The following is a 23,037-nucleotide window of genomic DNA, read 5'->3' as shown; positions in this document are numbered from 1 at the left end:
GCCCTCCCTGCCGCCGATGCGCACTGTCTTTACGCTGCTGGCGAAGAGCTGGTCACGGAAGATTCTCAGATCATGGGGTGCCCGGTGGCGGCAACGGATGTCGGCGATGTCTCGCTCATGATCAGCGAAGGCGTCAACGGCTTCATCGCGCCGGCTTTGGATCGTGACACCGTTCCATTGCGCAGGAATGAAGAAACGCCGACAGCCCGCCGTAAATGAGCCGTGCCGTTCACGGCTGCTTTGCTGCTACAGCGTCGGAAAATGACAGGCGACCCTGCGACCGGGCCGGTATTCCTTCAATTCCGGCCGCTCGGTACGGCACCGGTCCACCGCGATCGGGCATCGGGGGTGGAAGCGGCAGCCGGACGGCGGCTTGAGCGGGCTCGGCACGTCGCCCGTGAGGATGATGCGCTTGCGTGTCCCGCTGGGCGTGGTCTCGACGACAGGAACCGCCGAGATGAGAGCCTGGCTGTAGGGATGGGCCGGTTTGGCAAAGACCTCTTCGGCCGGCCCCTCCTCGACGATGGAGCCGAGATACATCACCGCGATGCGCGTCGAAACCTGCCGAACCACAGACAGATCGTGCGCGATGAAGATGTAGGTAAGCTTCAGCTTCTCCTGCAGGTCGGCCAGCAGATTGACGATCTGCGCCTGCACCGAAACGTCGAGCGCTGACACCGGTTCGTCCAGCACGACCAGATCGGGATTGAGCGCGATCGCCCGCGCGATGCCGACACGCTGGCGCTGGCCGCCGGAAAACTCGTGCGGAAAGCGCACGACATGGTCCGGCAACAGTCCGACGAGGTCGAACAGTTCGGCAACGCGCTTGTTGATCTCGGCCGAGGACAGTTTCGTATGGATACGCAGCGGCTCGGCCACCAGATCGCCGGCACGCCGGCGCGGATTGAGCGAGGCCGACGGATCCTGGAAAACCATCTGCAGGCGGCGCCTCAGCGGCCGGAGTTCGGAAAGCGATTTCGAGGTGATGTCGTCGCCTTCGAAGAAAAGCTTGCCGTCTGAAATGTCGTAGAGGCGCACCAGACAGCGCGCCAGCGTGGACTTGCCGCAGCCGGATTCGCCGACCAGGCCTACGGTCTCGCCATGCCGTACCGTCAGCGACACGTTGTCGACGGCATGCACGGTGCGGCGGCCTTCGGCGGAAAAACGGGTGCCGATCGAAAAGCGCTTGGCAAGCGCGCGCGTCTCGAGGATCGGGCGGTCGGTATCTGTCATTGGTTCGCTCATGCCTGCGCCACCCGGAAGCATGCGGCGGGATGCGATCCGGCGCCGAGGGCCGGCTTCTCGGTTTCGCAAGGCTCGTAGCGAACCGGGCATCGCGGACCGAAGGCGCAGCCTTTGGGCAGACGCAGCAAAGACGGCGGAGAGCCGGGAATGGCCGGCAGGCGCCGCGGCTTTTCGCCGGTCAGGGGTGGAATAGAGCCGAGCAGTGCGCGCGTGTAGGGGTGTCGCGGGTCGGAAAACAGCTCGGTGCGGCTGCCGCGCTCGACGACGCGGCCGGCGTACATGACCATCACCCGGTCGGCGAGTTCTGAAACCACGCCCATGTCGTGGGTGATGAACACGACCGCCGATTTGTGGGTCGCACGCAGCTTGCGCACGAGGTCGAGGATGCCGGCCTGCACCGTGACATCGAGCGCCGTCGTCGGCTCGTCCGCCACCAGCAGGGCCGGATTGCAAGACAAAGCCATTGCAATGACGGCCCGCTGGCGCATGCCGCCGGAAAGCTGGTGCGGATAGCGCGACATCGCCTCATGCGGGTTGGGAAAATTCACCTCCGCCAGCAGTTCCTCGACCCGTTCCATAGCCTTGGCTTTGCTGACGCGGCGATGCGCCCGGATCTGTTCGGCGATCTGCCAGCCGATCGTGTAGACCGGCGTCAGCGCCGTCATCGGATCCTGAAAGATCATCGCGATCTCGTTGCCGCGCAGGCGTCTCAGCTCGCGCGCCGGCAATCCCACGAGTTCGCGCCCCTTGTAGCGGATGGACCCTTCTATGGTGGCGTTGGGATCGGTGATAAGGCCCATGACGGCCAGCAGGGACACCGTCTTGCCGGATCCGGATTCGCCAACGACACCGAGGATCTCGCTTTCATCGAGATCGAAGGAGACGCCATCGATGGCTCGAACCAGGCCATCATTGGTACGGAAGGATACTTTGAGGTCGCGCACCGAAAGTATCATGATGTCCTCAGGCGCGGGTCGAGAAGGATATAGACGAAATCGACCACCGCGTTGGCGACGACAACGAACATGGAAGCATACATCACCGTTGCCATGATCATCGGCAGATCGAGGTTTTGCAGCGCGTCGTAGGTAAGCTTGCCGATGCCGTGCAATCCGAACACCACTTCGGTGAGCAGCGCTGAGCCGCCGACCAGCGCGCCGAAGTCGAGGCCGAACAAGGTAACGAAGGCGATAAGCGAGGTGCGCAAGGCGTGGCGCAGCAGGATGCGGGTCTCCGACAGGCCCTTGGCGCGGGCCGTTCGGATATAGTCCTCCTGCATGGACTCGATTATGGCCGCGCGCAGGACGCGCCCGTAGATGCCGATATAGAGGATGGCCAGCGTGATCCACGGAATGACCAGGGTCAGGAACCAGCCCTTCGGGTCGTCGGAGAAGTTCTTGTAGCCGAGCGGCGGCACCCAGGAGAATGCCCAGCTGTCGTGATAGCGGCTCTGGGTAATCAGGTTCATCACCTCGCCCAGCCAGTAGACCGGCATGGAAATGCCGAGCAGCCCCAGCGCCATCAGCAGCTTGTCGAGCCAGCTGTCGCGGGTGGCCGCGGCAACGATGCCGATGACGATGGACACAACCACCCAGAGAACCGCAGCGCCGAACACCAGCGAGAGCGTGACGGGGATCGAATCCATCACCGCCGGCACCACCTTCCAGCCGCGATTGACGAAAGAGGTCAGATCACCGGTGACGAAGATCTTTTCCATCATCGTCACATACTGCACGTAGAGCGGCCGGTCGAAGCCGAAGGAGTGACGCACCGCCTCCAGCACTTCGGGTGAAGCGTTGCGGCCGGCGATACGCGCCGCCGGGTCGGAGCCCGGGGTGGCGAAGAAGATCAGGAAGACGATGACCGAAATGCCGAACATGACGAACAGCATCTGACCGAAACGGCGGAGGATGGCGTAGATCATCAGTCGCGCCCCAGCCGGACCTTGGAGCGCGGGTCGAGCGCATCACGCAGCCCGTCGCCGAAGACATTGAGCGCCATCACCGAAACGGCAATCGCCAGGCCCGGCACCAGAGCCACCAGCGGCCGCGTGTAGAGCAGCGCCTGTCCGTCCTGGATGATGGTGCCCCAGCTCGCCGCCGGCGGCTGCACGCCGATCGAGAGGAAGGAGAGTGCCGATTCCGTCAGCATGTTCAACGCCATCATCAGCGGCACGAAGACGATGAGGGTCGTGGTGATGTTGGGCAGGATGTCACGCCACAAGATGCGCGACCCCGGCACGCCCAGATTGATCGCGGCCATGACAAACTCGCTGTGGCGCAGCGACAGGACCTGGCCGCGTATCGGGCGCGCCACATAAGGCACGTAGACGATGCCGATGATGATGACCGGCAGCCACAGGCTGCCGGATTGGATCTCGATCGGGCCGATCGAGATGCCTTGCGCGATGGTGACGATGGAGAGTGAAATCGCCAAGAGATATATCGGGAACGCCCACAGCACGTCGAGGAACCGCGACAGCACCGTGTCCGTGATGCCGCCGAAATAGCCGGCAATCAATCCCGCCGCGGTACCAAGGATCAGGGTGAAGATGGTAGCCGCACCCGAAATCAGCAGCGAGCTCAGACCGCCATAGAGCAACCTGGCCATGACATCGCGCCCCTGGCTATCCGCTCCAAGGAAGTAATTGCCGAGTTGCCAGGTCGGGCCTATCGGCGTGTAGCCAAGCCCAAGCCCTTCCGTCGACTGCTCCATCACGGGAACGTCGGCGCCATCGACCTGGATGACGGCGTCGAGCGTGGAGGCGAACGGGTCCACGCCTGCCCATTTCGCATAAAGGGGCGCACTGAAACAGGCGAGAACAATGAGGAGGAACACGACCAGGGACGTCATGGCGGCCCTGTCCCTTGTCAGTTTGGTCAACGCGACGGCCCACGGGCCGCGCGTCTTGCGCGGCACGACGGCTACAGCTTCATTCGACACGGACGTGTTCCTCCGGCGGTTCTTTACTGCACCCAGGACTGGGTGATCATCCAGTTGAACTGCGGGTTGAACTTGAAGTTGCCCACGCGCTTGCTCACGAAGTCGAGCCGCTTGGGCGTGAACAGGCCGACCGCCGGTGCCTTGTCAGTTACCTGCCTGTCGATTTCCGCCCACAGCTTGTCGGCGGCCTTCTGATCGGTCACGCCGAGGTCGAGCGCCTTCTGCATCTTGGCGTCGATATCCTTGTCGCAGAAGCCGGCGATGTTGATCGAAGCATCCGAACCCTCACGGAAGGAGGCGCAGCTGAACAGGATGTTCAGGAAGTCCGAGGCCGCGGGATAGTCCTTATACCACTGGGTGACCGACATCTGCACTTTGTTATTGGTGTTCTGGATGTAGGTGAACTGGATGTTGGACGAGATCGGCTTGACGTCGGCGACATAGCCGATGCTGGTCAACACGCTCTGCAGATAGACGCCAATGGAACGCGAAATGGCCGTGTCCTCGACGATGATCGTAACCTTCTGGCCCTTCGTGCCCGACTCCTCGACAAGCTGTTTGGCCTTATCGAGATCGGGAGCCGACCATTTAGCGCCGGGGTTCTTGGTGTAAGGGCAATAGTCCTCGTGGCCGGGGAAGTCCGGCGGCAGAACCTGGCAGACCGGCGAGGCAAGCACCTTGCCGCCGAACAGCTTGACCAGCGTGTTGCGGTCGATCGCGTAGGCGACAGCCTGACGGGCCTTTTCGTTGTCGAAGGGCGCGAGCCGGTTGTTCAGCGGGGCGTACCACCAGGCCGAAAGCGGCGAGATGTGCAGCTGGTCCATGGACTTGCTGCCGAGCTCGCCCAACCGGTCGCTGGGCAGCGCATCGAACATCCAGTCCGCTTCGCCGTTCTGGATCGCCGTCACCGCAGCCTCTTCGGAGAGGCCGAAATCATACTGGACCACATCCGGATAGCCATCCGGCTGGGCTTCCTCGCTCCACTGCTTGAAGTTGGGGTTGCGGGTGACCGTCATGCCCTTGTTGGGGTCGAAAGCCGAGATCATGTAGGCGCCGGTGCTGGGAATGGGCTTGGAACCCATGTCCTCCGCAGGTGTGTCCGCCGGCAGGACGACAGCGTGCGGCAAGGCAAGCTTGTAGAGGATTTCGGCGTCCGGCTTGGTCAGATTGATGGTGATCGTGCCGGTTGCCTCGTCGCCGACAACACCGCCGTCGAGCGTACAGCTCTTGGTGTCCGCGAGGCATTTGTCGGCGCCGACGATACCGGCATAGAAGGTGCCCGAGGTTGGTCCGGAGACCTTGAAGATACGCTGGAAGGAAGCGACGACGTCCTTCACGCCGAGATCCTTGCCGTCGGAGAATTTGATGCCCTTGCGCAGCTTGAAGGTGAGGGTCTTGCCGTCATTGCTGAGCGTCGGCAGCGCTTCGGCCAGGTCGGCGACGACGGAGAAGCCGTCCATGCCTTCGGCCTTGCGGAAGGCGACGAGGCCGTCATAGATCGGCTGGTACATCTGCCAGCCCTGGTCGGTGTAGTTGATATGCGGATCGAGCGTTCCCGCCGCGGAACGGGCGAGCAGGCGAATGGTACCGCCTCGGTGTTCCTTGAGATATTCGGCCTGTGCCGGGGCCAGCCATGCGCCGGCCAGCAATGCCGCCGCTGACGCGGCCAGAAGCAGTTTCTTCATGTCGTATTCCCCTTTTCTCAGTTGTCGTTGTGGTCCAGGAAGTCTCCCACCACCCGCATGCAGAGATCCTGCTCCTCGACATGCGGCATATGGCTGGAATGCTCGAATATCTCCCAGTGCGATCCCTCGATGCCGTCCTTGAAAGGCTGGACGGTTGCCGGCGTTGCCTCGTCATGGCGTCCGGAGATGATGAGCGTCGGAACATCGATGGCCGGAAGGCGGTCGATGATGCTCCAGTTCTTCAGCGTTCCGATGACGTGGAACTCGTTCGGCCCGTTCATGAGATGATAGACGGTCGGATTGCGGACGATCTGGGCGAATGTCTCGGTCACTTCAGACGGGAAAGGCACGACCCGGCAGACATGCCGTTCGTAGAACCGCATCGTTGCCTCCTGGTAGGCCGGATCGTCCGTCGTACCCGCCTGTTCATGACGAGTCAGCGTCTCCTGCACATCGGCGGGCAGGTCCGCGCGCAGCCGGTTGGCCTCTTCGACCCACAACTTCATGGACGCCGGTGAATTGGCGATGGTCAGCGACTTCAGGCCCTTCGGCCGGATCACCCCATATTCGGCGCCCAGCATGCCGCCCCAGCTTTGGCCAAGCACGTGGAAGCCTGGGCGGATACCGAGATGGTCGACGAGGTTTTCGAGTTCGTCGATGAAAAGCCTCGGCGTCCAGAAGTCAGCGCCCTTCTCGGGCAGCAAGGTGGAATTGCCACAGCCCAATTGATCATAATGAATGACCGCGCGCCCTCTGCGGGCCAGAAGCTTGTAGGCATCGACATAATTGTGCGCGGCGCCAGGCCCGCCGTGCAGGATCACCACCGGAGGCTTGCCGGATTCGAGGTCGCCGGAGACCCGATACCAGGTTTCGTAACGACCGAAGGCGGCTCGGCCTTCCCTGCTGGCAATCTGCGATGACATGCTGGCTCCCTGCTCGCTTGAAGACATTTGCCGCCTCAGTTCGCCGCGCGGCTGGACCGGACCCATTCTTCCAGCATCTGGACTCCGAATGCGGTGGCGCCTTCCCGGCCCAGCGGCCGATCCTTGTCGGCGAGTTCCTTGCCGGCGATGTCGAGATGCACCCAGGGACGATCTTCGGTGAAATGGCGCAGGAAAGCCGCGGCGTAAGGCGCGTCGCCATCTTCCATGTCCTTGGCGTGGTGACGGATGTCGGCGAAGGGGGATTGCAGGCCTTCGTCATAAGCCCGGTCGAGCGGCAATTGCCAGAACCGCTCGCCGACTGTTTCACCAGCCGCGATCATGCGCGAGGCGATGGCATCGTCGGTGCTGAAAAGGCCGGCGAATACCGATCCGAGGCCGCGCATCACCGAATAGGTCAGCGTGGCCAGGTCGACCATGACCGAGGGGTTGAAGCGCGAGGCGGCATAGTGAAGGCAATCCGCCAGGATCAGGCGGCCCTCCGCGTCGGTATCGAACACCTCGACGGTCTGCCCGGATGCCGTCGTGATGATGTCGCGCGGCTTGAGCGCGGTGCCTGAGGGCATGTTCTCGGCAATGCCGAGGACGCCGACGGCGTGCACAGGGCTGTTTTGCCGGGCGAGCGCGATAAGCAGGCCAACCACGACGGCCGCGCCGCCCATATCAGCCTTCATGTCGAACATCTGCTCACCGCGCTTTATGCAGAGGCCGCCGGAATCAAAACAGACGCCCTTGCCGACGAAGGCCATCGGCTGCGTGGGAGCACCCTTGCCGCGATATCGCAGCACCGCGACGCGCGGCGGGCGCACCGACCCCGAGCCCACGGCCAGGATCGCATTCATGCCGAGTTCCTTCATCCGGGCGGCATCAAGGATCTCGACGTCGATGCCGGCTTCGCGCAACGGCTCCAGATGGTCCTGGAAATTGTCCGGATGAAGATGGTTCGGCGGCAGGTTGACAAGGGTCCGCGCATATTCGACGCCGTCGGCGATGGCATTGGTCCGCGTCAAGGCCTTGGCGAGGTCCGGGCCGGACGCCCCAATCAGTTGTACCCGCAAGGTCCGGTCGGCCCCCGCGCCCTGGCGCCGGTTGCGCATATCGAAGCGATAGCGCCGCAACCGCATGCCAAGCGCCACGCGCGCCAGGATTTCCTCAGGCAGCAAGTCGACGCCAGCGATGGGGTCCAGGACAAGCGTCGCCGCGCATTCGCCCTTGGTTTCCAGATGTGCGGCAAGCGAACCACCGGCACGGGCCAGAGACAGCGCGGTCACGGCTTCGGTTTTGCCCAAAGCCAGGATGATCACGCGCCGGGCCGACATCGCCTTGGGGGCAATAAGATCAATGCAGGCGCCGGATTCGTCCAACGCGGCCGGATCGGAGCAGGCACGCGACAGAATTCCGCCCATTTGAGCATCGAGCGCCGCCGCCCGTGGACCAAATCCGGTCTGGGCAGTTTGCAGGATCACGACGACAGAGGCTTCCGCGGAAATCTCGTCCGCCGTTTCAAAGACCGGCGCTGGCGACTGAGGCATAGGCTGGCGTTCTCCTCGTTGCGGGCGACCCTGGCCGAGGCGATCGCGCGCGACGCGCGCAATGCTTCGCCCGCCACCGGTGGAGGCTGGTCAAACCGGCCGCCGCCGTTGGTGAAATGGTACCGAAGTCCCCGAATAGTCGTTTTCGTAAGACGACTTAGTTGCTCTTGCCTTTGGGTATCCCCGAACGACCAAGGCGATCAAACGCCAATTTTGCCCAAGTCGATTGACAAAAACTCAATCGATAATTCATGATCGGCAAATGGCCCTACCCTCCCTCAACGGCATGCGGGCTTTCGAGGCCGCCGCACGCCTCGGCAGCATCAAGGACGCAGCGGAAGAATTGCACCTGACGCCTTCGGCTGTCAGCCGTCACATCCGTGCGCTTGAAAAGAATCTCGGCCAGGATCTGTTCGAGCGCGGCTTTCGCCAGATAACGCCCACCACCAGGGGCTCCTACTATGCGCGCGGCCTATCGGAAGCGTTTGAGGCAATCTGGCGCGCCACCGACGATGTCAGCCTCGCCGGCGGCCCGAGCCACAGCAGGACGCAACGTGTCAGGGTTCTGTGCGTGCCTGCGGTTCTCAATCTCTGGCTGGCGGATCGGTTGCCGCATTTTCGCAAGCTGCATCCGTCGGTGGATCTGGAAATCTCGACGTCGGGCAAGCGCGCCAACTTCGATTTGGCCATTGTCGACGAGTTCGTCTACAAGGCCGGCCCTGCCTTGACGCTGCTGATCCCGCTGGTGCTGACGCCGGTCTGCGCACCTTCGCTGCTCGACGGGCCGGTGCCGCTGCGATCCCCCGCCGATCTCGTCAACCACCACCTGATCCATGAGTGCGAGACCATGCGATGGAAGCGGTGGCTCGAACAGGAAGGCGTTCTGGACACGACGCCGAAATCCAGCACGACGCTCGATGATTGCACGCTGATCATGCGTGAGACGATCAACGGAGCCGGCATTGCGCTTGCCGACACCATGATGGCTCAGGATCTTCTTCAGCAAGGCAAGCTCGTTGCCCCGTTTGCGGCCCGCCACACTTATCCGGCCGGCATCTACCTGCACCAGCGCCGTAGCATCGGCAACAAGCCAGGCACCGGTCTGTTCCAGGACTGGCTGCTTTCCGAAGTCGCCGACCATAAGCGTGCAATGGCCATCGCCTAGCTCTCAACGACCCTGCCTGCCTCGCGCCCTGAACTGCTCCAGCAGATTCCGTCACCTGCCGCCAACGGCTGGAGAACCACTGTGCTAGACCATCCGCGACGACAGCGGAGGCCATGATGAACCATCCAGCCACAGGAAAACCTGTCTACGATCCCCAGGAGCTCGAACCTCAGCTGATATCGCGGCAGCACGCGGGCGATGTCGACGGCATGACGGCCCTGTTCGAACCAGATGCGGTCATAGACTGTGGAGAAGGACGGTTCGTGCGAGGCCTGGAGGCCATTCACGGCTACTATAAGGAGATCGTCAATTCGGGACGGAAATTCGCAGTGGGTGAGCAGCGGCCTGCGCTTATATGCGGCGACCTTGCCCTGACCTCGACCCGTCTTCCAGACGGTGACGTGACCAGCGAGGTGGCGCGACGCCAGCCCGACGGATCCTGGCTCTGGGTTATTGACCGGTATTCTGTCGGTTGACGATCCGGCGGATAATCGCGGGACAAAACCTCCAACCCGCGCCGGTGGCGGCGCGCGATTTATGTCGAAAAACCTCGGCGCCTAGCGCCGGAGCGCGTGAATGCTTGCCATGCCGCTGCCGCCGATCGGCAACGCCATGTCGTCGTCCAGAAGCCGGGTAATGCGGGCAAAGCCGGTGAAGGCCTTCCTTGCCTCCTCGGCCGACATCTGTCCGGACAAGGCGGCCGCGCAACAGTTCAGCGCGCATTGATACACAGGGCCGCGCCGTCCCGTCGGCCACTTACGCAGGAAAACCATCGCCTCGGCGACACTGTCCACTTCTTCCACAGGATGCCCCTGCCCGCGCGATATCCGCACTGGCGAAAAGAAATGCAGGTAGTCCATCGTTTCCTCCCGGTCGACCGTGCCATGCTCGATCGAACCAAATGAAACGAGCGGGCCGCCCTTTGGTTCCGCGAAAAATGAAATTTTTCTGCAGGCTGCATTTTTTTGAGTGAGATCGCTGTGAGCCATCGAATCAAGGCAGCGTTCGAAAAGGCGATCCACCGATACGGTCCGCCGATAATCGCGGTTCGCGTTGAATATCTTTAAGGTCAAAGCCGGCAAATCGGTTGCTTGTCGGTTCCCCAACGTCAGGCGTAACCTCCTCGGTCAACGCGTGAGGGCGCGTGATGTAAGAAGGGGACATGCAATGACGATACAGGGCGCATCGCCTGACCTATACAATGAGGACCTCGCCCCGGCCAAGGTTCGGAACTGGGGGCCATTCTCGATCTTCAACGTGTGGACATCCGATGTCCACAGCCTCTGGGGTTATTACCTCGCCGCCAGCCTGTTCCTGTTCTGCGGCGGCTTCGTCAACTTCATCATCGCCATAGGCATCGGCTCGCTGATCATCTACGCGCTGATGAACATGGTCGGCTATGCCGGGGTCAAGACCGGCGTGCCCTACCCCGTGCTTGCCCGCGCTTCCTTCGGTATCTGGGGCGCCAACATACCGGCACTGGTGCGGGCCATCGTCGCCTGCTTCTGGTATGGCGCACAGACCGCAGCCGCTTCCGGAGCTATCGTGGCGCTGCTGATCCGCTCGCAATGGTTTGCCGATTTCAACGCCAACACGCATTTTCTCGGCCATTCAGGCTTGGAGGTGATCTGCTTCGTCGTCATCTGGGCGCTGCAGCTCCTGATCATCCAGAAAGGCATGGAGACAGTGCGCCGCTTCCAGGATTGGGCCGGTCCGGCTGTCTGGGTCATGATGCTGCTGCTCGCGGTCTATCTCTGCATCAAATCAGGGACTTTTGCCTTTACCAGCGATATCCCGATGGATGTGCTGAAGGAGAAGACGAAGGATGCCGGTGTGCCCGGAGAGCCCGGTTCATGGACCTCGCTGTTTGCCGTGGCGGCGATCTGGGTAACTTACTTCTCGGCGCTCTATCTGAATTTCTGCGACTTCGCTCGCTACGCACCTGACCAGGCCGCGCTACGCAAAGGCAACATCTGGGGCCTGCCGGTGAACCTTATCCTGTTTTCGCTGGTCGCCGGCGTCACCACGATCGCGGCCTACGACGTCTACCACGAGGTGCTGCTCCATCCCGACCAGATTTCGGCCAAATTCGATAGCTGGTTCCTGGCGGCGTTGGCGGCCCTTACCTTCGCGGTGGCGACGCTGGGAATCAATGTCGTGGCGAACTTCGTCTCGCCGGCTTTCGATTTCTCCAATGTGTTCCCGCGCCAGATCGACTTCAAGAAGGGCGGCTACATCGCGGCGCTGATCGCACTTGTGCTCTACCCCTTCGCGCCATGGGAAGGCAGCGCAGCCTCTTTCGTCAACATCATCGGCGCGACGATGGGACCGATCTTCGGTGTGATGATGGTCGACTACTATCTGATCCGCAAAGGTGAGGTCGACGTCGAAGCCCTCTATCGCGAGGACGGCGAATTCCGCTTCCAGGGCGGCTGGCACGTCAACGCCTTCATCGCTGCCGGCATCGGTGCGGTCTTCTCCTCGATCCTGCCGAACTTCACCAACTGGCTGCCGTCCTGGTGGGGCGTCTATGGCTGGTTCTTCGGCGTCGCCATCGCCGGCATCATCTACTACGTGCTGCGCACTGCTGCTCTTGGCGCCGGCGCCAGGACAGCGAAGGCTTGAAGGTGAGGCAATAGGGATTGGGCAATGAACCCTCTCTACTGCCTACTGCCTACCATCTCCGCCAGCCTGCGCACGGTGTTCCAGTTGCGGGAAGTTCCGATGCCCAGGCGTTTGTGGTTGGCGGCCGCAAGCAGCCGCGAGGTAGGACGCTCGCGCGAAAAGACCAGCCAGATGTCGCCGTCGACCCAGAGTATCTTCTCGTCCTCGGCGGCACGCGCCTGGAGTGCGGCAACGGCGTCCGCCGATGTCGGCTCCCGCATCACCCGCACCGCGACCTGATCGCCGGTATCGGCGGATTCAGCCGGAAACGGGTTGGCGGCGGCCAGCTTCAGCCAGTCTCCAGCACCCCGCACGATGATATCGACATGGCGGCCAAAGGTCTGTTCGAAGGCCGCTTCCAGCCGCCGCTCCAGGTTGGGAATGCTGGTTGTGCGTGCCTCGAAGACGAGATTGCCCGTGGCCACCAGCGTGCGGGGATTCTTGAAGCCCAGCTCCTGCGCCATCGCCTTGAGGTCGGACATGACCAGACGCCGGCCTTCGCCCAGCCCGATGCTGTAGAGCAACGCGACGTAGGTTGGCATGCGGCGTGCTCCGTTCAGGCGCCGCCTAAAGCGCGTCGCATGAAAACGGATTCACACGACGCGCTTTAGGTCATTGTTTGATGCATGTCGTTGTCGCAAAACCGAGGTCACTTTTGCGCGACATGCATTAGACCAGGCGCGATTGCTCCACCGCCGCCTCGATGAAGCTGGCGAACAGCGGGTGCGGTTCGAGCGGCCGGCTCTTCAGCTCTGGGTGATACTGCACGCCGATGAACCAGGGATGGTCGGGGTACTCGACCGTTTCCGGCAGTACACCGTCCGGCGACATGCCGGCAAACACCAGGCCGCAATCCTCCAGGCGCTGCTTGTAGTCGATGTTGACCTCGTAGCGGTGCCGGTGGCGTTCGGAGATCTGCGTGTCGCCATAGATGTCGGCGATCTTGGACCCCTTGGCGAGTTCGGCCTGGTAGGCACCAAGCCGCATGGTGCCGCCGAGATCGCCGCTTGCCCTGCGCTTCTCCAGCATGTTGCCCTTCAGCCATTCCGTCATCAGACCGACGACCGGCTCCTTGGTCGGGCCGAACTCGGTCGAGGATGCATGTTCGACGCCGGCGAGCGACCGCGCGGCCTCGATACATGCCATCTGCATGCCGAAGCAGATGCCGAAATATGGCACCTTGCGCTCACGCGCGAACTTCGCCGCCAGAATCTTGCCTTCCGAGCCGCGCTCGCCGAAGCCGCCGGGAACCAGGATGCCATGCACCTTTTCCAGCCACGGCGTCGGATCTTCCTTCTCGAAGATCTCCGATTCGATCCAGTCGAGCTTGACCTTGACGTGGTTGGCGAGCCCGCCATGCGACAGCGCCTCGATCAGCGATTTGTAGGCGTCCTTGAGGCCGGTGTACTTGCCGACGATGGCAATGGTCACTTCGCCTTCCGGATTGTGGATACGGTTCGACACCGCCTGCCAGGGCTCCATGCGCGGCTTCGGAGCCGGGTCGATGCCGAAGGCGGCCAGCACTTCCGAATCGAGACCTTCCTTGTGATAGGCCATCGGCACGTCATAGATGTGCGGCACGTCGAGCGCCTGGATAACCGCGCTTTCCCTGACATTGCAGAACAGCGACAGTTTTCTGCGCTCCTCCTTGGGGATCGCCCGGTCTGCGCGCACCAGAAGGATGTCGGGCGCGATGCCGATGCCGCGCAGTTCCTTGACCGAGTGCTGGGTCGGCTTGGTCTTCAGTTCGCCGGCCGTCGGAATGTAGGGCATCAAGGTCAGATGCACATAGACGGCGTTGTTGCGCGGCAGATCGTTGCCGAGCTGCCGGATCGCCTCGAGGAACGGCATCGCCTCGATGTCGCCGACTGTGCCGCCGATTTCGCACAGCACGAAATCATAGTCGTCATTGCCGTCGAGGACGAAGTTCTTGATCTCGTCGGTGACGTGCGGGATCACCTGCACCGTGGCGCCGAGGTAGTCGCCACGCCGCTCGCGCTCGATGATGTTCTTGTAGATGCGGCCGGTGGTGATGTTGTCCTGCTGGTTGGCGGAACGACCGGTGAACCGCTCGTAGTGGCCAAGATCGAGGTCGGTCTCGGCGCCGTCATCGGTCACGAACACCTCGCCATGCTGGTAAGGCGACATCGTGCCGGGATCGACATTGAGGTATGGATCGAGTTTCTTGATGCGTGCGCGATAGCCTCGCGCCTGCAGGAGAGCCCCAAGGGCCGCTGCGGCTATGCCTTTTCCGAGTGAGGAAACCACGCCGCCAGTGATGAATACATATCGCGCCATGGGAGTCATCGCTTAACGCGGCCAGATTGATTCCGCCAGAGAAAAAACCGCCGCGAGGGCTTTTTCCCAAAAAGGCGCTTGGACCATGACCCCGAAAAGAGGTCAGGCTTTCTCGGACAAACGGTTTCCGTTCATCCAGGGATCACGATCGAACGGGCCCGATCGCGAACGGGCAAAACAAAAGGGCCGGCTGAACCGGCCCTTTCGGCATGATGCTTGAAACGTCAGATGATGACGACTTTGGTGCCGATCCTGACGCGGCTGTAGAGATCCATGACATGCTCGTTGATCATGCGGAAGCAGCCATTCGAGGCGCTGGTTCCGATCGATTGCGGAGCGATCGTGCCGTGGATGCGCAGGTGCGTATCCTTCTTGCCGTCATAGAGGTAGATGGCGCGGGCGCCGAGCGGGTTCTGGCCGCCGCCGTTCATGCCGTCCTTGTACTGGCCGTAATGCTTCGGCTCGCGCTTCTGCATGTCGAGCGTCGGGATCCAGCGCGGCCATTCCTGCTTGTCGCCAACCGCGACGGTGCCCTTGAACTGCAACCCTTCGCGACCGACCGCGATGGCGTAACGACGAGCCGTCGTGGACGATTCGACGAGGTAGAGCCGGCGAGCGCTGGTGTCGATGACGATCGTGCCCGCGTCGTAGCCGGTGAATTCAACGTCCTGCGGCACGAATTCCGGCTTCACCTTGAACGGCTTCTTGGCGTCCTTCTTGGCCAGTGCGGCGTCCAGCGCCCGGGTCTCGGGCAGATAGTCGATCGAGGACGACGATGCCTGCCCGCCGAACAGGCCGGCAAACAGGCCGCCGCCGCTGGTGTTCTGCTTCTGGCCGGGCGCTTCGCTGCGAAGTTCACCATTGTTGCCGGTCAACGCGACGTTCATCGCCTCGGCCGGAATCGGTTCGGCCGACTGGATCGGCGCTATTGGAGCCACTGGCTCGATGACCTTGGTGGTCTTCTTGGCCGGCTTGGCCTCGGCCACTTCCGTGGTTTTCGCTGCGCTCTGACCCTTTTGGGCCAGGAAAGCCTGCCGATCGGCTTCCGCCCTGGCCTTCGCGGCCTCGCGCATCGCCAATTTCCTGGCTTCGAGCGCCTTGGCCTTGGCATCTTCCTTGTCGGCGGCGATCTTGGCTTCGATCTTCTTGATCTGGGCGAGATCGTCCGGCGTCGGGTTTTTCTTCTTCTTGAGGAGCCTCAACTGCGACGCGTCGCTCTTGACGGCGACATTGATGGCGTCGGTTCTTTCAAGCGATACCGACTGCTGAGCGGCCATGGTTGCCGGCATGCCGGCGTAGGCCGAGGAACTCATGCCGAACACGGCGCAAAGTCCCAGGAAAATGAAGCTGCGAAGCTGCATGGCGAAGATCCGATCGTTCAATGCTTGTTGCCCACGGCGTCGCCCGGCGCCCCCCAAGGACACCGAAAATGCCGCGTGCAATCTATAGTCGAATAAGCGCGGATGCCTCAAGCGCAGGGGCGCATCAGCCCCCGTCGAATCTTCGTGATGGCACCGCATTTGCCGCGACTGTGGTCAAACGACAACAGATCGCGGTTTAGAACGGGAAAAGCTTACTGGTTCGGAACCTGCGGCGCAGCCGGGGCCGTGTTGGTGGCGCCGCCTGTTGCCGGCTGCGTCGAACCGGAGGCCGGCGCGGGTGCCGGAGCGTTGGCCGGCGGCGTCGCCGGCTTGTCGTTGGCGGACGGGGGCGTCGGCGCGGTAGTGCCCGCGGGCGCAGGCGTGGTCGTGCCTGGCAACTGGTTGAGCACGCCCTTGCCGGCGTTGTCAGAAGTCGCGGGCACGCGGTCGAGAATGTCGATCGGCTTTTCGCCATAACGAGCGATGATCGACAAGGTCAGCGAGGTCGCAAAAAACGCCGCCGCCAGAATCGCCGTTGCCCGGGTCAATGCGTTGGCGGCGCCACGCGCCGTCATGAAGCCCGATCCGCCACCAATGCCAAGGCCGCCGCCTTCGGAGCGTTGCAGCAGCACCACGCCGACCAGGGCGAGCACGACCATGAGATGGATGACGATCAGTACGGTTTGCATAATTTATCCTGGCAAGGCCTTGTCCGGCCGTGGACACGACCGGTGAATTGGAGGCGGCTCAATACAATGCTTTCACGGCATTTCCAAGCCCGTGGCCGGAATATGGGAAGCAACGCGCCCTTTACAACGAATTTGGGCGCGACGTGACCCGCCCTTGTCTGGAATTTCACTCCGAAATGTTGCGATAGGCTTCCGCGATGCCGAGGAAATCAGCCGCCTTCAGGCTCGCGCCGCCAACCAGCGCGCCATCGACATTCCTGACGCCCAGCAGTTCCACCGCGTTGGAGGGCTTGACCGAGCCGCCATAGAGAATGCGCATCCTGGCAGCAGCGGCGCCAAGCCTCTCAGCCAGTTTATCGCGGATATGCGCATGTGCTTCCGCGACATCGGCAACCGTAGGCGTAAGCCCGGTGCCGATCGCCCATACCGGCTCATAGGCAATGACGGTGTTGGACGGCGTGGCGCTCGGCGGCACCGACCCGGCGATCTGGCGCGACAGCACGTCGAGCGTGGCTCCAGCCTCACGCTCCTGCCGCGTCTCACCGATGCAGACGATGGCCACGAGCCCGGCGCGCCATGCCGCCGCGGCCTTGGCCTGGACCGTGGCATCATCATCGCCGCGCTGTTCGCGGCACTCGGAATGGCCGACGATGACATGGCTGGCGCCCGCGTCCTTCAACATCTCGGCCGAGATACAGCCGGTGTAGGCGCCGCTTTCCTTGGGGTGGCAGTCCTCGCCGCCGGCATGGACAGGCGTGCGCGACAGGATTTCCGCGGCATGGGAAAGCAGCGTCGCGGGGACGCAGACAAGCGCCTCGGTTTCGGCATCCAGCCCGCTCATGAACCCGTTGCCGATCATCCTGAGTTCGTTGAGGGAGGCACTGGTGCCATTCATTTTCCAGTTGCCTGCGACGAGCGGACGAATTCCAGGGGTCATGGGGCAGTGTCTCCGGGCGACATTAAGCAGCGCCCTCACTACCAAAATCAGGCCACAAAGCAATCGACAGTGGACCGGAAGGGCGCTATTGCGCTTGTTTCAGACTCGGCGCACCCGGAAAACTGCGCATAAATCGGAAGTAGCGATGCTTGGTATATTGAGAAACGCGGCGGGTACCTGGGTCGCGAAAGGTCTGTTGGTTTTGCTGGTGCTCAGCTTTTTGGTCTGGGGCATCTCCGGCCGTCTGATGGGCGGCTTCGCCGGTCATGACACGGTCATAACCGCCGGCGGCACCAAGGTTTCGATCAACGAATACCGCCTCGCTTATGACCGCCAGCTGTCCGTCATGTCGCAGCAGTTTGGTCAACGCCTCACCCACGAGCAGGCCAAGGCGCTCGGCATCGACAATCAGGTGCTGTCGCAGCTGGTTTCCGGCGCAGTGCTCGACGAACAGGCGCGCAAGCTGGGTCTCGGCCTGTCGAAGGACCGGCTGGCCGAGCTGACGCGCGAGGATCCGGCTTTCAAGGGTCCAGGCGGCCAGTTCGACAGGAGGACGTTCGAATACCTGCTGCGCGAGGTCGGCATGCGGCCCGAGGATTACCTCAAGAACCGCGCCCAGGTGGCCGTGCGCCAGCAGATCGTCGAGGCGGTCTCGGATGGCCTCAAGGCGCCGGACGCGTTCTTCAAGGCGGTGGCGCTTTATCGCGGTGAAGACCGTACTGTCGACTACCTGGTTTTGCCGAAGACGCTCGTCGAGCCGATCGAGGCGCCGAGCGACAGTGTGCTGTCGACCTATTTCGAGGCCAACAAGAAGGCCTACGCCGCGCCTGAGTATCGCAAATTCTCCTATGTCCGCCTGGAACCGGTGGACATCGCGGATCCCACCGCCGTCACCGATCAGCAGGTCAGCGACGATTACAACAAGAACAAGGCGCGCTACACCACGCCCGAGATGCGCACGATCGAGCAGTTGGTGTTCAAGACGCCGGACGCTGCCAAGGCGGCGCTCGATTCGCTCAAGGCCGGCGCAACCTTCGAGAAGCTGGTGACCGCCGAAGGCAAGACCCCTGCCGATACGCTGCTCGGCACGCTTGCCAAGGACAAGATCGCCGACAAAGCGGTTGCCGACGCGGCCTTCGCGCTCAACGCCAACGAAGTCAGCCAGGTTGTCCAGGGCGCCTTCGGCCCGGTGTTGCTGCGCGTCACCGAGATCAAGCCCGAGGTGGTGAAGCCGCTCGCCGAAGTGTCCGATCAGATCCGCAAGGACCTGGCGCTGGGTGAAGCAAGCCGCATCCTCCTGGACGTACACGACAGTTACGAGGACACCCGCGCCTCCGGCAGCTCGCTCGCCGACGCGGCCGCCAAGCTGAAGCTGAAGGACATCACGATCGACGCCATCGATCGCAATGGGCTGCGGCCGGACGGTTCCATCGTCAAGGACCTTCCGGAATCGCCGTCGCTGATCAAGGCGGCATTCGACGCCGAACCAAAGACCGAGAACGAGGCTTTGACCACGGCGGACAATGGCTTCGTTTTCTACGAGGTCGATTCGATCACACCGGCCCGCGACCGTACGCTTGACGAGGTGCGCCAGAAAGTCGTTGCCGACTGGACGGCGGCTGAGACGGCCAAGCGCCTTTCCGCCAAGGCGGAGGAACTCGAAAAGCGGCTCAAGGCGGGTGCTACGCTCGACGTCATCGCCGGTGAACTCAAGCTGGAAAAGCAGACCAAGCGCGGCCTGAAGCGCGAAGCCGACGATGCCGATTTCGGCAAGGAGGGCGCCGCGGTGATGTTCGGCGTCGGCGATGGCGGCACCGGCCTGATCCCCTCGCCCACCGGCGACGGCCAGATCCTGTTCAAGGTCGCGGAAGTGTTCGAGCCTGCTGGAGCCGACGCCAGTTCGGTGCCGGAGGACGCACAGAAATCCTTCACCTCCGGCATGTCGGATGACCTGCTCGACCAGTTGGTGGCGCAGTTGCAGACGCAGTATGACGTCCGCATCGACCAGGCCGCCATGGCCCAAGCGTCGACACGATGAGCGCGCTGAAGACACACATCGCCAAGGTGGCGGGAGGCACCGCGCTTTCCTTTGAGGAAGCACGCGAGGCCTTCGACATCATCATGTCGGGCGACGCGACCCCGGGCCAGATCGGCGGTTTCCTGATGGCGCTGCGCGTGCGTGGCGAAACGGTTAGCGAAATTTCAGGCGCCGTTGCCACGATGCGCGCCAAGATGCTTCGCGTCGAGGCGCCGCCCGGTGCCATCGACATTGTCGGCACAGGTGGCGACAATTCGCACAGCGTCAACATTTCGACCGGCTCGGCATTCGTCATCGCCGCCAGCGGCGTTCCCGTCGCCAAGCATGGTAATCGCGGCCTGTCTTCCCTCACCGGCGCGGCCGACGTGCTGATCGCGCTCGGTGTCAAGATCGACCTCTCGCCCGAATTCATCGGCCGCTGTATCCATGAGGCCGGCGTCGGTTTCATGTTCGCGCCGGCACACCATCCGGCAATGAAACATGTCGGTCCGACCCGCGTGGAGCTCGGCACCCGCACCATCTTCAACCTGCTCGGCCCGCTCTCCAATCCGGCCGGCGTCCTCAGGCAGATGGTCGGCGTGTTCCTGCCGGAATGGATCATGCCTGTCGCCGAGACACTCAAGGCTCTCGGCACCGAGCATGCCTGGGTCGCGCATGGCGATGGCTATGACGAGATCACCACCACCGGCGAGACGCATGTGGCCGAACTTGTCGGCGGCGAAATCCGCAGCTTCATCCTGACCCCGGAAGAGGTCGGGCTGAAGCGCCACACCAAGGACGAACTGCGCGGCGGCGACGCCGCCTACAATGCCGGGGCTTTGCGCGACATGCTGGGCGGCAAAGCCGGTGCCTATCGCGACACAGTGCTGATGAATGCCGGCGCCGGACTGGTTATCGCGGGCAAGGCGACGACGCTTGGCGACGGCATCGCGCTCGCCGCGCAAGCCATCGACAGCGGCCGGGCGCTGCAGGTGCTCGACCGGCTGGTCGAAGTTTCGAACGGGTAGAGCGATGGCTGACATCCTGCGCAAGATCGAGGCCTACAAGCGCGAAGAGATCGCAGCGGCCAAGGCGCGTGTGCCCATGGCCGAGATCAAGGCGCGGGCGAAGGACGCCAGCGCACCGCGCGGCTTTCTGGCGGCCCTCGAGAGCAAGAGGAAGGCAGGCGGTTTCGCCCTGATCGCCGAGATCAAGAAGGCGAGCCCTTCCAAGGGGCTGATCCGTGCCGATTTCGATCCGCCGGCGCTGGCGCGGGCCTACGAGCAGGGCGGCGCAGCCTGTCTTTCGGTGCTGACCGACGCGCCTTCGTTTCAAGGCGCGCCGGAATTTCTGACCAGCGCGCGCGACGCGGTGAATTTGCCCGCGCTGCGTAAGGACTTCCTGTTCGATCCCTATCAGGTCCATGAGGCTCGCGCCTGGGGCGCCGATGCCATCCTGATCATTATGGCCAGTGTCGATGACGCCCTGGCTAGCGAGCTCGAATCGACGGCATTCGAGCTCGGCATGGACGCCCTGATCGAAGTGCATGACGAAGCCGAGACGGAGCGCGCGCTGAAACTGTCGTCGCGGCTGATCGGCATCAACAACCGCAATCTCAGAACCTTCGAGACCAGCCTCGACACATCCGAGCGTCTGGCGGCAATGGTCCCAGCCGACCGGCTGCTGGTCAGCGAGAGCGGCATCTTCACCCATGACGATTGCCTCAGGATGCAAAAGAGCAATATCGGCACCTTCCTCGTCGGCGAAAGCCTGATGCGCCAGCAGGATGTCGCCGCGGCAACGCGCATGCTGCTGACCGGCAAGGCGCCAGCCGAGGCCATCTGACAATGCCCGCCACCCTCACCCATCTTGGCGCGCAGGGCGAGGCCAACATGGTCGATGTCGGCGACAAGGAGGAGACGACCCGCACCGCGATCGCCGAGGGGTTCGTCTCGATGCAGGCCTCGACGCTGGACACAATCCTCGCCGGCAACGCCAAGAAGGGCGATGTGCTCGGCACCGCGCGCATCGCCGGCATCATGGCGGCGAAGAAGGCGCATGAACTCATCCCGCTTTGTCATCCCCTGCTTCTGACCAAGGTCTCCGTCGACATCGAACCTGACCACGCCCTGCCCGGCCTGAAGGTCACGGCACTGGCGCGCGTGACCGGGAAGACCGGGGTCGAAATGGAAGCTCTGACAGCTGCTTCCGTCGCCTGCCTCACCATATACGACATGGCCAAGGCCGCGGACCGTGCCATGGTCATCTCCGGCATCCGGCTGGTGGAGAAGACGGGCGGCAAGTCCGGCGACTACAAGGCGGGTGCCTGATGGCGCTCGTTCCCGTCGCAGAAGCGCTCGAACGCCTGCTCGATGGCGCCGCGCCGCTCGTTGCCGAAAGCGTTCCCCTTATCGAGGCCGTCGACCGGGTTCTGGCCGAACCGGTGGTGGCCTTGCGTACCCAGCCGCCCTTCAACGCCTCGGCCATGGACGGCTATGCCGCCCGCGCGGCCGATGTGGCATCGGCCCCCGCGAAACTCTCCGTTGTCGGTACGGCACCGGCCGGGCGCGGCTTCGACGGCACGGTCGGCCAGCACCAGGCGGTCCGCATCTTCACGGGAGCGCCCGTGCCCGAGGGCGCCGACACGATTGTCATCCAGGAGAATGTCCGGGATCTCGGCGACGGCACGATCGAAGTGACGGAGCCTACGGCTGAGTGGCGCAACATCCGCCGGATCGGCCTCGACTTCTCCAAAGGCGACGTGCTGCTGGAGAAAGGCCGCGTGCTTGACCCGGCTGCGCTGTCCTTGACCGCTTCGGCAAACCACCCCCGGGTCAGCGTGGTGAAACGGCCGCTGGTCGCCATCATCGCCACCGGCGACGAATTGCTGCCGCCCGGCAGCGACCTCGGGCCTGACCAGATCATATCGTCCAATGCCTATGGCGTCGCCGCCGCCGCCCAGTCGGTCGGTGCCCGCGCGCTCGATCTCGGCATCGCCGCCGACCGGCCGGAGGCTATCGCTGCTCTCGTCAGGAAGGCGGTCGAAGCAGGCGCCGACGTCATCGTCACTCTCGGCGGCGCCTCGGTCGGCGACCACGACCTGATCCATGACGTTCTGACCGGCGAAGGCATGACGCTGGGCTTCTGGAAGATCGCCATGCGCCCCGGCAAGCCGCTGATGTTCGGACGTCTCGGCGGCATCAGGTGCATCGGCCTGCCCGGCAATCCGGTTGCAAGCCTGGTTTGCTCGCAACTCTTCCTGAAGGCGCTTCTGGCAAAACTCGGCGGCCGCGATCATCGTCACGACGTGCGTCCGGCCCGGCTTGGCGCGGCAATGGCGGCCAATGACCTGCGCCAGGATTATGTGCGGGCCGTGGTCCGGGAAAACGACGGCCAACTGGTGGCGACGCCGTTCGGCATCCAGGATTCCTCGATGTTGAGACTGCTTTCCGACGCCAACGGGCTGATCGTGCGAGCGCCCTTCGCCCCGGCATCCGCTGCCGGAGACGCTTGCAGCGTGCTGATGCTACGCTGACGGGCTGCCAGATAAACCACTGATA

At 63.1% G+C, this 23,037-nt stretch carries 22 protein-coding genes; 9 read left to right on the top strand and 13 right to left on the bottom strand.

Going from position 1 to position 23,037, the window contains the following annotated elements; all coding sequences use genetic code 11:
- The first annotated feature begins 84 nt into the window (after positions 1–84).
- Complete coding sequence (locus J0I79_RS05495) at positions 85–219, top strand: hypothetical protein (protein WP_292855599.1); 135 nt, start codon at positions 85–87, stop codon at positions 217–219.
- Between the two features lie 27 nt (positions 220–246).
- Here J0I79_RS05495 and J0I79_RS05490 read toward each other — a convergent pair whose 3' ends face one another.
- Genes J0I79_RS05490 through J0I79_RS05460 form a run of 7 tightly spaced genes read right to left on the bottom strand, consistent with a single transcriptional unit; the run spans position 247 to position 8,346 of the window.
- Positions 247–1,233, bottom strand: coding sequence for a dipeptide ABC transporter ATP-binding protein (locus J0I79_RS05490; protein ID WP_292855598.1), 987 nt, complete (start codon positions 1,231–1,233; stop codon positions 247–249).
- Positions 1,234–1,241: 8 nt separating this feature from the next.
- On the bottom strand, positions 1,242–2,201 hold the full coding sequence (locus J0I79_RS05485; RefSeq protein ID WP_292855597.1) for an ABC transporter ATP-binding protein: 960 nt from the start codon (positions 2,199–2,201) through the stop codon (positions 1,242–1,244).
- Positions 2,198–3,169, bottom strand: coding sequence for an ABC transporter permease (locus tag J0I79_RS05480; RefSeq protein ID WP_292855596.1), 972 nt, complete (start codon positions 3,167–3,169; stop codon positions 2,198–2,200). The genes J0I79_RS05485 and J0I79_RS05480 overlap by 4 nt, the downstream gene beginning before the upstream one ends.
- The gene (locus J0I79_RS05475) at positions 3,169–4,188 is read right to left on the bottom strand and encodes an ABC transporter permease (protein ID WP_292855595.1); all 1,020 of its coding nucleotides are present in this window, start codon (positions 4,186–4,188) and stop codon (positions 3,169–3,171) included. The genes J0I79_RS05480 and J0I79_RS05475 overlap by 1 nt, the downstream gene beginning before the upstream one ends.
- A gap of 23 nt (positions 4,189–4,211) precedes the next feature.
- Complete coding sequence (locus J0I79_RS05470; RefSeq protein ID WP_292855594.1) at positions 4,212–5,873, bottom strand: ABC transporter substrate-binding protein; 1,662 nt, start codon at positions 5,871–5,873, stop codon at positions 4,212–4,214.
- Between the two features lie 17 nt (positions 5,874–5,890).
- Positions 5,891–6,796 carry a proline iminopeptidase-family hydrolase gene (locus J0I79_RS05465; RefSeq protein WP_292855593.1) on the bottom strand — a complete coding sequence of 302 codons (906 nt, stop codon included), beginning with the start codon at positions 6,794–6,796 and terminating at the stop codon, positions 5,891–5,893.
- Between the two features lie 35 nt (positions 6,797–6,831).
- Positions 6,832–8,346: a leucyl aminopeptidase gene (locus tag J0I79_RS05460; RefSeq protein ID WP_292855592.1), complete on the bottom strand. Its 1,515-nt coding sequence runs from the start codon at positions 8,344–8,346 to the stop codon at positions 6,832–6,834.
- Between the two features lie 262 nt (positions 8,347–8,608).
- On the opposite strand from J0I79_RS05460, the gene J0I79_RS05455 reads away from it, so the two are divergent.
- Positions 8,609–9,511 carry a LysR family transcriptional regulator gene (locus tag J0I79_RS05455; RefSeq protein WP_292855591.1) on the top strand — a complete coding sequence of 301 codons (903 nt, stop codon included), beginning with the start codon at positions 8,609–8,611 and terminating at the stop codon, positions 9,509–9,511.
- Between the two features lie 116 nt (positions 9,512–9,627).
- Positions 9,628–9,987 carry a nuclear transport factor 2 family protein gene (locus J0I79_RS05450; RefSeq protein ID WP_292855590.1) on the top strand — a complete coding sequence of 120 codons (360 nt, stop codon included), beginning with the start codon at positions 9,628–9,630 and terminating at the stop codon, positions 9,985–9,987.
- Positions 9,988–10,068: 81 nt separating this feature from the next.
- Here the strand turns inward: J0I79_RS05450 and J0I79_RS05445 are convergent, their stop codons facing one another.
- Positions 10,069–10,593, bottom strand: a complete 525-nt coding sequence (locus tag J0I79_RS05445; protein WP_292855589.1) for a DUF982 domain-containing protein — start codon at positions 10,591–10,593, stop codon at positions 10,069–10,071.
- 85 nt (positions 10,594–10,678) lie between these two features.
- Between J0I79_RS05445 and J0I79_RS05440 the strand changes: the two genes are divergently transcribed.
- Positions 10,679–12,136, top strand: a complete 1,458-nt coding sequence (locus tag J0I79_RS05440; protein WP_292855588.1) for an NCS1 family nucleobase:cation symporter-1 — start codon at positions 10,679–10,681, stop codon at positions 12,134–12,136.
- Positions 12,137–12,171: 35 nt separating this feature from the next.
- Here J0I79_RS05440 and J0I79_RS05435 read toward each other — a convergent pair whose 3' ends face one another.
- The 5 genes from J0I79_RS05435 to tpiA form a co-directional block, all read right to left on the bottom strand.
- A complete protein-coding gene (locus tag J0I79_RS05435) occupies positions 12,172–12,717 on the bottom strand; it encodes a DUF1697 domain-containing protein (protein ID WP_292855587.1) in 546 nt (181 codons plus the stop codon).
- Positions 12,718–12,844: 127 nt separating this feature from the next.
- Positions 12,845–14,482, bottom strand: coding sequence for a CTP synthase (locus J0I79_RS05430; RefSeq protein WP_292855586.1), 1,638 nt, complete (start codon positions 14,480–14,482; stop codon positions 12,845–12,847).
- Between the two features lie 215 nt (positions 14,483–14,697).
- A complete protein-coding gene (locus J0I79_RS05425) occupies positions 14,698–15,834 on the bottom strand; it encodes a L,D-transpeptidase (RefSeq protein ID WP_292855585.1) in 1,137 nt (378 codons plus the stop codon).
- 212 nt (positions 15,835–16,046) lie between these two features.
- Entirely contained in the window at positions 16,047–16,523 is a 477-nt protein-coding gene (gene secG, locus J0I79_RS05420) for a preprotein translocase subunit SecG (protein WP_292855584.1), read from the bottom strand.
- 166 nt (positions 16,524–16,689) lie between these two features.
- Positions 16,690–17,460 (bottom strand): triose-phosphate isomerase, encoded by a 771-nt coding sequence (tpiA, locus tag J0I79_RS05415; RefSeq protein WP_292855583.1) that lies wholly within the window; start codon positions 17,458–17,460, stop codon positions 16,690–16,692.
- Positions 17,461–17,605: 145 nt separating this feature from the next.
- On the opposite strand from tpiA, the gene J0I79_RS05410 reads away from it, so the two are divergent.
- Genes J0I79_RS05410 through glp form a run of 5 tightly spaced genes read left to right on the top strand, consistent with a single transcriptional unit; the run spans position 17,606 to position 23,012 of the window.
- Positions 17,606–19,498: a SurA N-terminal domain-containing protein gene (locus tag J0I79_RS05410; protein ID WP_292855582.1), complete on the top strand. Its 1,893-nt coding sequence runs from the start codon at positions 17,606–17,608 to the stop codon at positions 19,496–19,498.
- Positions 19,495–20,505, top strand: coding sequence for an anthranilate phosphoribosyltransferase (gene trpD, locus J0I79_RS05405; RefSeq protein ID WP_292855581.1), 1,011 nt, complete (start codon positions 19,495–19,497; stop codon positions 20,503–20,505). The genes J0I79_RS05410 and trpD overlap by 4 nt, the downstream gene beginning before the upstream one ends.
- Before the next feature lie 4 nt (positions 20,506–20,509).
- The gene (trpC, locus tag J0I79_RS05400; RefSeq protein ID WP_292855580.1) at positions 20,510–21,322 is read left to right on the top strand and encodes an indole-3-glycerol phosphate synthase TrpC; all 813 of its coding nucleotides are present in this window, start codon (positions 20,510–20,512) and stop codon (positions 21,320–21,322) included.
- A gap of 2 nt (positions 21,323–21,324) precedes the next feature.
- Positions 21,325–21,807, top strand: a complete 483-nt coding sequence (gene moaC / locus J0I79_RS05395; protein WP_292855579.1) for a cyclic pyranopterin monophosphate synthase MoaC — start codon at positions 21,325–21,327, stop codon at positions 21,805–21,807.
- The gene (gene glp / locus J0I79_RS05390) at positions 21,807–23,012 is read left to right on the top strand and encodes a gephyrin-like molybdotransferase Glp (protein ID WP_292855578.1); all 1,206 of its coding nucleotides are present in this window, start codon (positions 21,807–21,809) and stop codon (positions 23,010–23,012) included. Before moaC ends, glp begins: the two co-directional genes overlap by 1 nt.
- The last annotated feature ends 25 nt before the right edge of the window (positions 23,013–23,037 follow it).

Source organism: Mesorhizobium sp. (assembly GCF_017306585.1).
In the GTDB taxonomy this organism is placed as follows: Bacteria; Pseudomonadota; Alphaproteobacteria; order Rhizobiales; family Rhizobiaceae; genus Mesorhizobium.
The sequence above is the reverse complement of the archived record's forward strand: the minus strand, read 5'-3'. Positions and strand labels throughout refer to the sequence as shown.

Coding starts and splice junctions, on each gene's coding strand:
- moaC (WP_292855579.1), top strand. CDS start 21,325: ATGCCCGCCACCCTCACCCATCTTGGCGCGCAGGGCGAGGCCAACATG.
- J0I79_RS05485 (WP_292855597.1), bottom strand. CDS start 2,201: ATGATACTTTCGGTGCGCGACCTCAAAGTATCCTTCCGTACCAATGAT.
- J0I79_RS05470 (WP_292855594.1), bottom strand. CDS start 5,873: ATGAAGAAACTGCTTCTGGCCGCGTCAGCGGCGGCATTGCTGGCCGGC.
- J0I79_RS05450 (WP_292855590.1), top strand. CDS start 9,628: ATGAACCATCCAGCCACAGGAAAACCTGTCTACGATCCCCAGGAGCTC.
- glp (WP_292855578.1), top strand. CDS start 21,807: ATGGCGCTCGTTCCCGTCGCAGAAGCGCTCGAACGCCTGCTCGATGGC.
- J0I79_RS05435 (WP_292855587.1), bottom strand. CDS start 12,717: ATGCCAACCTACGTCGCGTTGCTCTACAGCATCGGGCTGGGCGAAGGC.
- trpC (WP_292855580.1), top strand. CDS start 20,510: ATGGCTGACATCCTGCGCAAGATCGAGGCCTACAAGCGCGAAGAGATC.
- J0I79_RS05430 (WP_292855586.1), bottom strand. CDS start 14,482: ATGACTCCCATGGCGCGATATGTATTCATCACTGGCGGCGTGGTTTCC.
- secG (WP_292855584.1), bottom strand. CDS start 16,523: ATGCAAACCGTACTGATCGTCATCCATCTCATGGTCGTGCTCGCCCTG.
- tpiA (WP_292855583.1), bottom strand. CDS start 17,460: ATGACCCCTGGAATTCGTCCGCTCGTCGCAGGCAACTGGAAAATGAAT.
- J0I79_RS05465 (WP_292855593.1), bottom strand. CDS start 6,796: ATGTCATCGCAGATTGCCAGCAGGGAAGGCCGAGCCGCCTTCGGTCGT.
- J0I79_RS05490 (WP_292855598.1), bottom strand. CDS start 1,233: ATGACAGATACCGACCGCCCGATCCTCGAGACGCGCGCGCTTGCCAAG.
- J0I79_RS05480 (WP_292855596.1), bottom strand. CDS start 3,169: ATGATCTACGCCATCCTCCGCCGTTTCGGTCAGATGCTGTTCGTCATG.
- J0I79_RS05410 (WP_292855582.1), top strand. CDS start 17,606: ATGCTTGGTATATTGAGAAACGCGGCGGGTACCTGGGTCGCGAAAGGT.
- J0I79_RS05425 (WP_292855585.1), bottom strand. CDS start 15,834: ATGCAGCTTCGCAGCTTCATTTTCCTGGGACTTTGCGCCGTGTTCGGC.
- J0I79_RS05460 (WP_292855592.1), bottom strand. CDS start 8,346: ATGCCTCAGTCGCCAGCGCCGGTCTTTGAAACGGCGGACGAGATTTCC.
- J0I79_RS05440 (WP_292855588.1), top strand. CDS start 10,679: ATGACGATACAGGGCGCATCGCCTGACCTATACAATGAGGACCTCGCC.
- trpD (WP_292855581.1), top strand. CDS start 19,495: ATGAGCGCGCTGAAGACACACATCGCCAAGGTGGCGGGAGGCACCGCG.
- J0I79_RS05455 (WP_292855591.1), top strand. CDS start 8,609: ATGGCCCTACCCTCCCTCAACGGCATGCGGGCTTTCGAGGCCGCCGCA.